At 44.9% G+C, this 14,558-nt stretch carries 9 protein-coding genes and 1 pseudogene; all 10 read right to left on the reverse strand.

From position 1 onward, the window contains the following. Positions 1-10: 10 nt before the first annotated feature. Positions 11-484 carry a toll/interleukin-1 receptor domain-containing protein gene (locus tag AC0YN3_RS20100; protein WP_475776748.1) on the reverse strand — a complete coding sequence of 158 codons (474 nt, stop codon included), beginning with the start codon at positions 482-484 and terminating at the stop codon, positions 11-13. 149 nt (positions 485-633) lie between these two features. Next, positions 634-738 (reverse strand): annotated as a pseudogene (locus AC0YN3_RS20105) (RNA polymerase subunit sigma-70); the annotation flags it as partial. Between the two features lie 235 nt (positions 739-973). After that, positions 974-4,339: an S-layer homology domain-containing protein gene (locus tag AC0YN3_RS20110; RefSeq protein WP_475776749.1), complete on the reverse strand. Its 3,366-nt coding sequence runs from the start codon at positions 4,337-4,339 to the stop codon at positions 974-976. Positions 4,340-4,514: 175 nt separating this feature from the next. After that, on the reverse strand, positions 4,515-7,574 hold the full coding sequence (locus AC0YN3_RS20115; RefSeq protein WP_475776750.1) for an ATP-binding protein: 3,060 nt from the start codon (positions 7,572-7,574) through the stop codon (positions 4,515-4,517). Then, the gene (locus AC0YN3_RS20120; RefSeq protein ID WP_475776751.1) at positions 7,574-8,728 is read right to left on the reverse strand and encodes a response regulator; all 1,155 of its coding nucleotides are present in this window, start codon (positions 8,726-8,728) and stop codon (positions 7,574-7,576) included. Before AC0YN3_RS20120 ends, AC0YN3_RS20115 begins: the two co-directional genes overlap by 1 nt. Before the next feature lie 338 nt (positions 8,729-9,066). Further along, positions 9,067-10,299: a DUF3800 domain-containing protein gene (locus tag AC0YN3_RS20125; RefSeq protein WP_475776752.1), complete on the reverse strand. Its 1,233-nt coding sequence runs from the start codon at positions 10,297-10,299 to the stop codon at positions 9,067-9,069. Between the two features lie 3 nt (positions 10,300-10,302). Continuing rightward, positions 10,303-10,581 carry a hypothetical protein gene (locus tag AC0YN3_RS20130; protein ID WP_475776753.1) on the reverse strand — a complete coding sequence of 93 codons (279 nt, stop codon included), beginning with the start codon at positions 10,579-10,581 and terminating at the stop codon, positions 10,303-10,305. Positions 10,582-10,946: 365 nt separating this feature from the next. Continuing rightward, positions 10,947-11,900, reverse strand: a complete 954-nt coding sequence (locus AC0YN3_RS20135) for a glycoside hydrolase family 43 protein (protein ID WP_475776754.1) — start codon at positions 11,898-11,900, stop codon at positions 10,947-10,949. A 120-nt stretch (positions 11,901-12,020) separates the two neighbouring features. Next, the gene (locus AC0YN3_RS20140; protein WP_475776755.1) at positions 12,021-13,625 is read right to left on the reverse strand and encodes an extracellular solute-binding protein; all 1,605 of its coding nucleotides are present in this window, start codon (positions 13,623-13,625) and stop codon (positions 12,021-12,023) included. 54 nt (positions 13,626-13,679) lie between these two features. Beyond that, the gene (locus AC0YN3_RS20145) at positions 13,680-14,558 is read right to left on the reverse strand and encodes a carbohydrate ABC transporter permease (protein ID WP_475776756.1); all 879 of its coding nucleotides are present in this window, start codon (positions 14,556-14,558) and stop codon (positions 13,680-13,682) included.

Raw genomic sequence — 14,558 nt, forward strand, 5'->3', positions numbered from 1 at the left:
TTAATATTGTTTATAGGTAATTCTCCTTTATTTCTTTTTTTTTTGTACCTGGAAACCCCTGTGAATTCCTAGCTCTTCTTGATAAATCAACTCCAACTAATAGTCTATTTTTTGCTTCTTCCGCCTCAAGGTCAAATAAATCTATATAAACTATTTGTTTTAATAAACCAATTGGTTCATAGTCACCTACTTTAATTGGGATTAACTTTGATTTTTCACTTGTAGGATCTTGCGCAAAAGCCGCTTGCCATTCTGATTGGGTGAAAAAAGAATCGAAATATTTTTTTGACAATATTACAATTGTTCTATTACAACTTATTGTAGCAGTATGCATGTCGTGTACAAAGTTAGTACCTGGCGTAAAATCCCATGCTTGAATCAAAGTGGTATATCCTTCATCTTCCAACACCTCTGCAACCCAAGTTGCCCAATTTTCATCTGTACTAGTATAACTAATAAAGAAATCCTTATTAACGCCTTGCATATAATCTCCTCCTAAGTACTAACATTAAAGCATTCTATAAAACAAAATCAAATTAACATATTCGACCAATTTGATTATATCATTTGATAGCCTAGTTCCAACACAAGACCCAGATCAACTTCCTTCTCCCGGTCACCGAGTATATCTCAATGCTTATTTATCTTGCTCTTCTCAATCTTCAGCTTTACCTTATCCACGATATCATCAGCCTCAGTACCGGGGATATCGATCAACGTAATCTTAGACATTTCTCTCTACCCAGGCCGACTATATTGGGCGAGTGTAATGCATTAGTACGGCTATTAGATTGTTGCTGAGCCAGTGTAATGTAAGAGCTTAAAAAAAAGAAAAGCCGAGCGAAAATCAGGGGAATCCCTGAGCTCGTTCGGCTCTTCGTGAGTACTATACCTCTGGGAAAGAAGAAATAACTCTATCCCACCGATCAACAACAATCGCTGTTGACCGAAAGAGATTCGAGTTTCAATTCACTTAAATCAAATCGGATTTTTGCAGCAAACGCTGAATCGTCGCCGCGACCTCAGCTCTAGTCATGTAGGCCTTCGGCACAAGCGAAACCGTATTTCTTCCGTTTACAATGCCGGCTTGCACGCTGTCCGCGACTCCGCTTTTCGCCCATGCGGCTACGCTGGAAGCATCTCCGTAGGAATGAAGCGTCGCGTCCGCCGATTGGGCGGCCAGCTTCGCTTTCAGTCCGGTCATTCCCATCGCTTTGGACAAAATCGCCATCGCTTGCTCTCTCGTTATTTTCTCCATCGGACGGTACGTACCGTCTTCAAACCCACTAATTAATTCATAGGCATACGCGGTGCTTACTGCGCTGCCATACCAGTCCGTCGCTTTCACATCGGAGAACGGTACGGCACCGTTTTCCAGCTTGAGACCCAATCCGCGAACGAGTATGGCCGCGAATTCGGCGCGGGTGATGTCTTGGTCAGGGTTGAACAAGCCGTTCCCGATCCCATCGATAACCATCCGCGAGCCCATATCATTCACAGCATCCTTCGCCCAATGTTTGGCCATGTCGCTGAACTCGAGCGGATGCCACACGATGGAGTAGGTACTATTAGTCAGGCTGTTGACTTTGGCGAAATACTTTCCATCGATGACAACGATCTTCGTAGGCACGTGCCGAACCGTTCCATCCGAATCAACCACGACACCCGTCGTTATTTTATTCGGATCTACACCGTCCGGAATCGCGATCGTCCGCTCAACGTAAACGTTGAACTTTGAGATGTCCACGGTTTTTTCTCCGTAAGCAGCGGTTACCGTGAAGTCTAGGGCAGGAACAACAATAGTGAACGAGCCTTTAGCTGCCGCATTTTCGACAACCTTCAACATATCCGCCTTGGTTGCGGCAATTTCGATTTGCAGCTTAATGTCTTGCAAGGCAACCGCTTTGCCGATTTGATCGGAAATGGCATCGATGTTGATTTGCTCCGCAGGAAGCGTATACGTCGCCGTATTCGTTTTGATTTCAAGCACCGCTTGTTTGTTTTCCATGTTTTTAATCATCTGACCGTTAAATTCGCCGATTACGACATCGGATTTCGCGCTGAAAGGAATAGTTACGATCGCGCCTTGCCCTTCCGCAGCGAGTTTATCATCTATTTTCTTCTGATCGATGTGGATAGTCGTAACGGTCTGATCAGCCCGCTTGCTCTTTGTCGCGGTTCCCGCATTTTCGGACTTTCCGTTTACCAGCACGAAGACCGAATCGCCATTTGTATCCGGCGAAGATGGCGTGCTTCCGCCCCCGGATGAAGAGCCGCTGCCGATCGTGACGGTCGTCGTTTTCGTATCCTGACCGACGTCCTCCCAGCCCTCGCTAGTCCATTTCTGCTTCGTGAAAGTTGCCGTCACAGTATGGCTACCAATGACAATTGGCGTATAGGTTGATGCGTAACTTTTTCCGTTAATTGTAAACGTCCCTGATTTACCGCTTTCTGAAGAGGTCCAACCTACCGGGATGTACCGCTCGTCTCCTCTCACCAATTGCTCAATGTCCTGCCGATCCCCGCTTGCCGTGATCGTTACGGACGAACCGAGCGTGGTCGCGCTCGGGCTCGCGTTCACGAAGTTGTTCGACGCAACTGCCGTCGTTGCTGCCGCGGAAACCATTATGCTCGTCTCTTTGGTATCTGAATTTCCACTATCCTGCCAGTCATATCCATCCCATATTTGCTTCGTATAGGTTACCGTAACGGTATGAACGCCCGGGATCGAAGGCGTATAAGTTGAGACATAAAAGGCTCCTGCCAGATTGAACGTTCCTGTTTTACCTTCCTCCGTGGAGCTCCAGTTTGTCGGGAAATATCTCTCATCTCCGAATACCACACCCGTTTCCAACTGCCTGTCTCCACTTACCGACAGCGTCACCGGATTGCCTACCGTAATATCGTTCGTGCTGGTCGCAATGGTATTCTTCGACGCATCTGCCGTCGTTGGCGTTGTAGGCGTGGATGCACCTTTAATCATGATCTTTACAGGATACGGATAGCCTAGGTTGAATTGGAAGTCAAGCGTTATCTCGCCTGGCTGCTGCTTCGACAAATACTCTTTTTTGAGAGTAACCAGAAATCGCTCATCTTCCTCATCGATATCCAGCGAGTAATCCAAATCTTTCTCTAGCAACGTATTTCCATTCATAATCCCGGTAAAATTCGAAATGCTCATGTTGTAGGTCAAAGTTAAGTCACCGACGATATCCGCCGGTGCTTCCGGGTCGAAAGTGTCGGTGTCGTGCGTATAAAACGCCCCGACAGGGGCTTGCAAATCCAACCTTGTTCCGGCATCGCCTATAGCCGCAAATCCTCCATATTTAATGTATTCAACACTGTTTAATTCATTCGTTGTCAGCGTCGCGAAAGAACTCCAGTTCACCCCATCCTTGGAGAACATTGCCGCGCCTTCCCCAACTGCAATATAATAACCGTCTCCGTACGCAACGCTCTTCATCTTGTAGCCCGAAGGAGAGGCGACGGTATGCCACGGTCCGTCAACGCTATCCGCATAGTATAGGTTGGTCGTGTCGCTGGCAACGGCAACAATCGGCTTACCGGATACAGGTCCGGCGATATCTACGTAATTCGCATGATCAGGCAGGGCAACCTCGTTCCATGCATTTGCATTTTGCGGCGAGTATACGTATGCGTGCGAGCCTTTGCCAATGACAACCAATCGATTACCAACCACCTCGATTTTGTTCGGGGAAAAATGAGAGGCTTCCGTAAGCTCCATTTCATTAACGGCTCCATTTATAGAAGCAAAAACAACAGCCTTCGGAGGCGTCTCATCACCGGAATGCTCGTCATAAATACCCGTCACGAAATAGCTGATACCATTAGAAGAGGGAGCATAGAAGCCGCTCACCGCATTGAAACCTTCCTCCTTCACAGTCAACAGCTTTTTTTCGACGTCATTTTCACGCAGATTCCACTGCCAAATTTCCGAATTGCTTTTCAATGCATAAAAAGGACTTTCTTCAGAGAGACCTGATCTGGCTTCGACAAAACCCGTCGTCCCGCCGGCTGTAGATTGATTCCACAATGATCCGCTATAATACCTCCACAATGCTCCGTCTGCGGTGGAGTACAGGTAACTCCCCGTTCCGGAAGTAAAGTTTCCCCTATTGTAAGCAACGGATTTCAGAGAAACTCCGGAATGCCCGGAATAGGTGGACTTCTTTATAACGCCAATCTCCGTAGCCGGCGCGGCAGAAATTCCCTTCGTAAACCATGCGGTTTGTGCCGCAACGAGCACAACAGCCAGCATCAACATTGCTGACCTTTTAACAAGCACAACAGCCATCCGGTTACGGATTCGCAAAAACATGTGTGAACAGCTCCATTTCATTATCTGAATTTAGGATAAACCTTCCCATTCATCATAATGAACGACACCTTAAAGAAACCTTAAAAATCGACAGATTTCACCAAAAAAAACAGGTCTCGCCGTTTTGCAGCGATAACCTGCTTCATTTTTGGTATATGGATGTGACTCAAGAGCGCTATATCAATAAAGCCGGTATGATCATCGTCACCTTCGTCCCTCGGCCCAGCTCGCTCTCCACTTGCAGTTGTACCCCATACTCATGCTTCAACCTTTTGTTAATATTCAGCAGACCAACACCCTGCGGCTCGTCCGCTCCGGCCCCCACTAGCAGCGTCTCCAATCGCTCCGCTACGATGCCGACACCGCTGTCGGCAACGACAAACCGCCAATTACCGTCATCCGTTTCGTTCACGGTCAATCGCACCGTCCCTCCTTCCCTACGATCGCCGATGCCATGGCGGATCGCATTCTCTACCAGCGGTTGAAGCAGAAGCGGCGGAATTCGCAAGCCAAACGCTTTGTCCGCAATGTCGGATTCGAACTGAATGCGTTCCTTAAAACGTGCCTGTTCAATGCTGACGTACGTTCGAATCAAATGAAGCTCATCATCGAAAGCGACTCTCCCTTCCGCATTGCTGAAGCGGAAACTGCCTCGCAAGAAATCAGCGAGATCAGTGATCAGCTTGCGTGACCGTTCCACATCCGTATAGCTGGATGCTACGATGCTGTTAAGCACATTGTACAAGAAATGGGGCTTGATCTGCGATTGCAGGAAAGCTACTTCGAGGTGAATCGCTTTGCCGAGAGATTCTTTCACCGCCAGCAAGCTGCCGATTCGGGCCTTCATCTCTTCCACATCGAACGGCTTGGGCAAGTAGTCGTTCGCCCCCGCTTGGAAGACCGCCACCTTATCCTGCGGCTGAATTGCCGCGGTCACCATTAAAACCGGCAATTCCAAGAGCGAGTAGCGTTTTCGAATTTCCTGACATACCTCGTAGCCCGACATGCCCGGCATCATCAGATCGAGAATGACGAGATCGATCTGATTCGGCCCAGCGATCTGCTCCAGCGCTTCGTACCCGCTCTTGACTGCGATGACGCGATAATCGAAGGTTTGCAGCGTATCCATCAACACCTTCAGGTTTACGAACTGGTCATCGACGATGAGTATCGTATGCTTCCCTTTGTGATTCGAAACATATGGTGTCACAAAGGAGTATTCAGCTTGCTTCGGCGTGACCTGAGCGGTCTTGCCGTCCGGGCGGGTTGCTTTCCCTTCTTTCCCTCGATTTGCGACCGGCATCGTAAACGTAAATGTCGATCCAACGCCCCGCGTCGAAGTCACCGCAATGGTTCCGTTCTGCAGCTCGATCAACTGCTTCGCGATGGATAATCCTAACCCGAAGCCGCGGTCCTCCGATGCGTCGCTCGATGCAAACGGCTCGAATATAGTCGGAAGCTCGCGCGAATCGATGCCTTCTCCCGTATCGTGTACGGAAACTTCAATCATGCCTCCTTGCTCTGATGCAGTAACGACGATGCTTCCATTTTTCGTATGCTTCACCGCGTTGTCCAATAAATTCGAAATAATCTGACTTAGACGAATCTCATCAGCGAGCGCGGCGGGCAGCTCTGCGGGGACATGGTTCAGTAGGCGAATGTCTCGCTCGATGCAAAGATAGGCGTAAATGCGAACCTGGACTTCAACCGCAGAATGGACATCCGTTGCCAACGGCGCGATTCTCAGCTCGCCTTGCTTCAATTTGGAGAAATCCAAAATATCGTAAACGAGCTGCGAAAGCCTCCCAGTGATCCCGATAATTAATTCGATCTTCTCCCTCTGGCTCACGGTCGGCGGATACGCGGGATCTTCTAGCATGGACCGCGATATGTTCATAACGCCATGGAGAGGAGACTTGAACTCATGTGAAGTTCGCGCCAGAAAGTCGTCCTTCATTTTGTCCGCTTTCAGCAACTGCCCGGACAACTCTTCGATTTTATGAAAAGCGTTCGAAAATCGGAGCGACATAAGCAAAGCAAGCATGAGAAGAACGAGGAACGGCTCGAACGGTGCAAGCATATACACTTCCATACCCAGATAGATGCTCATGTTTTGCTTTAATGTCAGTATGTTCAAGGCGATTCCCGCAAGAATCAAATACCTGCTTCCCTCGACTTTGTGAAGTGCCGCCAATACGAAGATATAGGTAGCATACAGTAGCGAGAAAATGACGTAATACGTTGTCAATTGACGCAGCAGCGCGGACGGAAATGTCGCCATCTCCGTTGCGAAGCACATATAGATGAGAGCGAATGCGCCCCCCGCGATCAATGTGATTTGGACTAGCCTTTTGGAGCAAAACGGTCGGAAAGCGGTGTACACGTATAAACAAAATCCGAAGCCGCCCGCGAGTGCCGAGATCATCTGAAGGCGGAAAAACAGCCAAAATGGCATTAAGCCGAGCGCCTCTAGCAGCACTCTTTCTCCTCTTACGCTTATGAATAAAGCAATGCTCATGCACATTAAACCGAAGACGATCAAAGAACGATCGTGTTTGCGCTGGGCATAAAGCCCGACGAAATAGAGCCCCATAATCAGAAAAGCGGTAACCGTCACCCAATCATGCGTCAGTGCCCGATCTCGAAGCCCAGAGATTTGCTCAGCAGTCCCAAGGAAAATCGAATTGTTAATGCCGCTGCCGCCGGAAAATTCATAGTTTGCAACTTGAACGAGGAGCTCATTCCAGCCAGGCCTTAACTTGAAATAACTAACGTAGGGCTTGTTCACGGCGTAGTATTCCCTATGCTCGGCAGGAATCCCGCTGGAGCCAACCGTCTCTCCGTTGACGATAAGCCGATTGGAGATTAAGATGGACGCCGTTTTTAATCCGTACATCAATTCGGTATTATTGATATGGAGCCTCAATCGGTAAGTGGCCATCCCGGTCATCTTCATTCGGCTCGACCACGAACCGGGCACTTGTAACGTCGTGGAGACTTGCGGAGAAGAGGATAGAAGGTCTTCATGCGTTAAAAGCCGATTCGGATAAAACTCCCATTCTCCATCTAGCGGAATTAAGCCATTTTCTTTAAATTTCCATGAAGTCAAATCCATTGATCCGTTCGCCGCAATGGGTGTTTGCTTTTTTTGAATGGATACATAAGCAAACAATATGCCATAAGTCGCCGTCAAAATGACGAGCGTTGCAACCACTGCAGCCAGTTTTTTTCTCATTAGACTCCTCGCCCCTGCCATTCTACTTGGTCTTTCGTTTGATGGAGCAGAAGAACCGTCCCTTCCTCGAGCTCCGCCCCCAGCTGCACGTGAACCGCTTGTTCCAAATGCATGTAGACACGCAATGCCTCATTTCGATTGCCCGTTTCCAAATGCAGCTTGATCAACTCTCGTCCGTCCGCCTCCGAATCCGGAGCGAGCGTCAAGACTTGCTTCATGCTATCGATCGCAAGCAGCATTTGACCCTGACTGCGGAAATAAGCAAACCTCTTACGAAGCACGCGAATATACGTTGCCTTGATCTCCATCTGTCTGGCGACGGCCCAGCCGAAATCATTGGCATCCATATATTCGCCTTTATAGATTAGGTTGATAGATTCGTATAACCGCTCATCCATCACCTCTTCGGTCAACATATTGCGCAGCAATCGCTCGAATTCCGTCACATCAACAGTCATACCATCCAATGCAGCGAAGAAACCTTGCGCGTCTTTATGGATTTGAATCGGGATTTGATGATCTGCCAAACTTTTTCTTAAATAGGACATGCAGGTGTAGAAATAAGTTTTCGCTTTCTCCAGATCGTACCCCGGCCATAACGCTTCGATGATTGTTGCGGTATTTACGGATTTTCCTTCGTGATGAATCAAATAGGCACAGAGCTCCTTTTCCTTCTTCGTTTTCCAGGCAAGCATTCGGTCCTTGTTGTCCGGCAACTGGATATGAAACCCTCCCAAGCAACGAATTGTAAAGGGAATACTCGTGTTACGGCGAGCTTCTAGGGAGAATACGGATATTGATTGTTGGATGCGATCGACAGCGTTCTGCAATCTCTCTTTCGTAAATGGCTTAAGCAAATAGTCGGTTGATTGAATTTCAAATGCTTCGACGGCATATTCCGCGTATGCCGTTGTGAATACGATAGGCATTCGCGGCAGCTTCTCTCTGACGGCTCTCGCTGCTTGCGTACCCTTCATTCCTGGCATCTGATTGTCCAAAAATACCGCATCGACAGGAAACCGTACGATATCTTCGATCGCCTGAATCGGATTATCATACCTTCCCACCACTTCGACGCCGCCGATCTGACCAAGCAATATCTCCAGCAGATCCAGCGCATCTTCTTCGTCATCAATGAGCAGTACACGAATCATTGGGGCTTATCTCCTTAATTCTCTCGAAGTAATCTCTTATTCATGCTTCTTTTCGCATGTATTCGGCAAAATATGACACATTTCCTTCTTTCAGAGCGATCGCATAGTACTTTCAGCACTGTACGAAGAGCCAAATCGAAATGACCGACACAAAATTAAAAAATACTCAAGCGACAGTTCTCTTGAGTTTTTCGAAATAGGTAAATAGGCTCTTAAATGCTATTCTTTTATGATCGATACACAGCACTCCACATGTGTTGGTTGCGTTCAACGGACGTATGTAAATATTTTTCATTTGGTGCCCAACCACCATTGCATTCATGGTACACTTGGGCACCTCACACCCTAGATTTAAACGTGACCATTGCATCTGTTACATCAGTAATCCTAAGAATAAAATCCAAATTGCTCTTTTGTACAAATGTGTTTTCGCTATAAAAAAACAATTTATTCTTATCGTGAGATTTTTTCAATATATTAATCAGCAACAAAAAGTTACCCTTTTGAATACTATCAAATTTTGTTATCGAATGAATTAATCTTTGAACAATTTTCCCATTTTCCAATTCACCATTTAGTTCTTCGATATATGAAAAAAATCTTCCTAATAACCCCACTACAACATCGCTAATTTGTATGAATCTATCTTCAGTAGAATCTTTGAATGTAAAATTTCTACTTTCCTTGAAAGCAACATCTGAAGTTGTATTAATTATTTTCTCTATCTCTAATTCTTTATCAAAAAAATGAAATGAATTTATAAATATATCAGGTTTAATCAGGTAAAAGTTCGAATAATCAGTAACAATATATTCATCCTTACCTAACCCAACAAATTTATTACCATCTTTCACCTTATCAAACAATTTCCACAATTCATCATACATGATTACTCTTCCAAATTCTTCGAATATATCCTTTGGAGGAGGGAGGTTAGATTTTAAGCGTTTTAAAAAGGTAACCCATTCTCCACAAAAATCTGTTATAAATTCTTTACGAATTTTAGGATAATCATACTTTGTTAGTATTTCGCAAACTTTATCTATGTTGCTAGACATGAGTTTATATAGGGTGTGTCCGTACATAAGTTCTGAGCCTCTAATATTCTCACTATCTATATCTTCATCAATTATTATCTTCAAAATGTCAATAACAATGACATGTAAATTATCAACATTTATAAAATGAATATCCATTTCATTTTCAGAAATCCATTTCAAAAGTATATTTAGTTTTTCTGATCTCAAAGATTCAATAAAAGTTGACTTTAAAATATGTTTAGATTTTATCTCACCCATATTTTTTTGCAACTTTAGTTTGTCTATTAAATCTTCAGGATTTCCAATACATTTTTTTTCATCGATAACTAGTCCTCCCAATACAAAATTTTTATTCACAGGGGAATTAAATCTATTTTGTTTTATCCAAAATCTCCTTGGGTTATTTGTTTCATCGTAATAAAATTTGAAATTTGCATTTATATCACAACCAGTATCAACAATACTTTTTCTAAGACTATCAAATTTTTCAATTGATATTTCTTTATTAATTCTATTAAATTCGTTTAGCAAAATTTATCCTATTTGCTTTTCTTTAAAAGAATTATCTTTATCTGTTATTTTATTCCCCAATAATGCTACTATGTCTAATTTCAATTTCTCTTTTAGTTCTCTATCAAATTTTTGCACAAATATAATTTCGTCAAAATTTTCACTTTTATCTTTATCCTCTTTTATTATTTCGTTAAATAATTGAAGTATGAATGAATCCAATTGTATTTCAGAAAAATCATTTGTTTGTTTTGATCTTTCAAAACTATTAAAAAACCGCAAAACGATATCTTTAAACCTCACCAATATTACATCCTCTCTATGTAATCCTAAGGACTAGTCAATAGATCTGAAGCATCGTCTTTATGTGAAGACCTCATCTCCCCAATCATTATCGGAACACTGACCTAAATATATTACACCATACATTGGTAAATCATTTCATTAAGATATGTATGTTTGTTCCTAGTAGATGAGTAAATGTGCACTGCCTCACCCGCTTCCTAAATCCGATCGTCCCGATGGAGATTAGATTCTCTAAATCTTCCCCGTTATTGTCGTTTTTTTGACTATATGCACACAACCCGATGTCATTTAGGAGGGAACCGACTACTTCAGCTCAATAACTTAAGGCCGCTCCTACTAAGGAACGGCCTTAATGCATATATTCATTTTCGGAAATTGTTCAAATCCCAACGATCCGCCCACTTGATTTCTATCCCATCGTCCGTAAAAGTAATAGGAAGCCATACGTATCTAGAATTCGCAAGCTCCTCCGGCAGCCATCGGTCAGCCATAAATATAAAGCTGTTCTCTAAGCCTTGGACAGGAAAAACATATGTGCTCTGCGCATAAAACGATTTCCGGGCATGCAGCCCGCTTAACGGATTATCCTTGAGCTCCCACCGTCCCATCATCCGATTCGACTCCGCAACGAGAGTCGCATTCGGATACCACCCCGTACAACCCGAGGATAGCAAGTAATATCTCCCCGCATGTTTAAACACCGCCGGTGCTTCCCTGGACTGATCAATGAACGCTTTCGTAAACTCGCCATCTAAATCGGTATAATCATCGGTTAACCTCGATATGACCAGGGTTTTGTTCCAGTCAGACGAATGAAGTAAATAAGCCGTTCCATCATCGTCTTTAAATACTGTCATATCCCGGCTATCGACGTCGTTAGGGCGCTTGCTCCCCGCATATACAAATGGGCCTGCCGGATGGTCGCTTACGGCCACGCCGGTTTTGGCCAGCGTATAGTCCTCGCTATCCATATGAAGCCACATCACGTATTTGCCAGTTCGATCGTTCTTCAGAACCTTTGGGCGCTCCGCTACTTTGGACGGATGAAGGTCGTGATTCGGATCATCGGAAACCGCGGGCAGCACGATACCTTCGAAGGTCCAGTTGTATAAATCGCTCGAAGAGTAGCAGGATATGCCAATGACGTCCACGCGCTGAATACCGATCCGGCTTATGCTGTTCGGGCCGTCTTTATTTTCTCCATACCAGTAATACATCCCGTTATCGAATAATATGCTGCCGCCATGCGCCTGAATAGGCTGTCCATTCGTATCCAACCACAATTCTCCCGGCTGAAAATCCTCATACTTTGTCATTCCAACCACCTCGCTTCTTCGCCTTTAAAGCATGTAACCTGAGACCAACTTAAGAGACCTTGCTGAAAAATCCGGCTCCAGCAAAGTCTCTTCTTACCCTAAACGAGCTTTCTCGCGGATCTAGCGACCTTCCGCTTGCGCTTGCTTATTCGTTGCTTCAATCACTTTCGTACCGCCTTTGGATAACCACTCTTCCTTGAAGGAAACGAAATCCGCAGGAACGTCCTTGGCTTCCACAATGATCTTAACGAATTTTTCATTTACCAAATCATTCAGCTGGCTTGGAATACTCGGATCCAGTTCCTCTGGATCAATGTTTAAGTAGGCTAACGGATTCGGAACGGCGAAGTCGCCTGTCGATTTTGCCATTGCGACAATGTCCTCTTTATTAGGCGTACTGTCAGGAAGGAAATCCGAGTTCCATGAAACCAATGCTTTTAATGAAAAAGCTTTGTCTTTGCCCTTGTCTTCTTCCTTCATGATAGGAGTGATTTTATCTCCGTCGTTACTGTAGTGGACCCCTTCGATGCCGTTCATCATCAGCTGCTGCCCTTCGCTCGAGAGCAGGTAGTCCAATAGCTCCAATGATTTTTTCTTTTTCTCATCCGAGATGCTGGCATTAACAGACGTTTCTGCCCAGAAGTTATTGAAGCCATCCATTCGCTGAGCCCCCGTTTTCCCTACCAAGGTGCCTACCCATGTGAAAATCGCCTTCGGATCGGCATCGGGATATGCCTGCTTGAACTTGTCATAAAAATCATTATAGAAGGTAGCATTTGCGTTATGAATCATGATGCCGACTTTGCCCGTGATAAATTTCTCGATTTTCTGATCGTCCGTATTTAACATAAATTCAGGATCAAGTATTTTTTCCTTGTACAGCTGATTTAGAAGAACAAGCCCGTCTCTCGTTTCATCGGAAATAACCTCCGGTACCCATTGCCCATCTTTCTTCTCCCACCTATCGGTGCTCGTGTCGAAAGCGTTGAACAGCGGATACTGCCACCAAATCCCTCCGGCACTGGAGGAATAACCGTACGTATCCTTCTTGTTATTGCCGTCAGGGTCACCTTCGGTAAAGGCCTTGGCAACCGCATAGAACTCATCGATCGTCTTTGGCATTTCTAGGTTTAGCTTATCCAGCCAATCCTTGCGAATCAGAATATTGTGCCCGCTGACCGCCATCTTTCCGCTGCCGGATTCATTGAATATAGGAAGCGCATAATGCTTGTTGCCGGTCGTTTTAGCTAAATGCTCAAAGTTCGCTAGCGACGCTTTAATATTCGGATACTGCTCTGAGTAATCCGAAAGCGGAAGGAGCATGCCCTCTTTAATCCACTGACGGTATTGAACCGGTCGGTCAATGCCATAAGAGACAAATACATCGGGCATCTCTCCGGAAGCAATCATCACGTTCAGCTTCTCTTCCCAGTCATTCCATGAAGCCGTAATCACCTTTAAACGGATATTGAGCTTTTCCTGCAAATGCTTATAGATTTGAGAGTCCTGCGAATCAGCCCCCTCGAACATCCAACTAAACACGGATAATTCAACAGGTTTTGCATTTTCAACAACGGGTTCGGAATCAGGATTTTCTTCGCTTGTAGACGGAGAAGACTCACCAGCTTCGCTCTTCTCATTATTATTTCCGCATCCTGCAATCACCCCAACGAATAACAACACCATTGCAAGACATAAAATGAGGCCTTTCTTTCCATTCAACATGTTGTTCACTGCTCCCCTTTAATGAAAAATGAATGTTTGCTAGTGATCTGACTGTCAACTCTTGATTGATCCAATCATCACCCCTTTCACAAAGTGCTTCTGAATGAAGGGATAAACAATGATGATAGGAATAACGGAAACCATCACAATCGCATTCTTAATGGTGTCCCCCAGCATGAAATCTTTGCTTACGAAGCTGCCGCTGCGGGTCAATTCCATATTGTTATTAATCAGAACGTCCCTTAACACCATCGCTAACGGCCATAGTTCCTTATCGTTAAGAAACAGCATCGGAACGTACCAATTGTTCCATTGCCCCACGGCGATAAATAATGCGATTGTTGCCAGCGCCGGAAACGATAAGGGGATGATGATCTGGTAGAACACTCTCATATAACCAGCTCCGTCGATCTTTGCCGATTCCTCCAGATCAATGGGGATATTTTGAAAAAATGTTTTGAGCACGATCAAGTTATACGTGCTTAACGCTGCCGGAATAATCATAACGGCCAAACTATTTACCATCCCAAGACTCTTGATTAGCAAGTAGTAAGGAATGAGCCCCCCGCCAAAAAACATCGTGAATATGATAAAGAGAAAGATAGCCGTTCTACCCGGAAGATCTTGTTTCGTCAATGGATATGCCGCAATAGATGTAATCAAAAGCTGGTATAGCGTACCAATAACCGTAACGAATACGGAAACTACAACCGACATCAGAATCGTATTTTTCGAGAAAACGTATTCATAAGCTTCAAAGGAAATACTTCGCGGAAGGATATTAAAGCTCGTCTTCACGGCTTCTTCATACGGCAGTACGGATCCCACAAGTACATGCCAGAACGGGTAAAGCATAATGCAAGCCATGAAAACTAAGAAACCGATGTTAAGTATATCAAATATTTTGCCGGAAACGCTCGTAGATCGCACCAT

The organism is Paenibacillus sp. J22R232, from assembly GCF_056269165.1.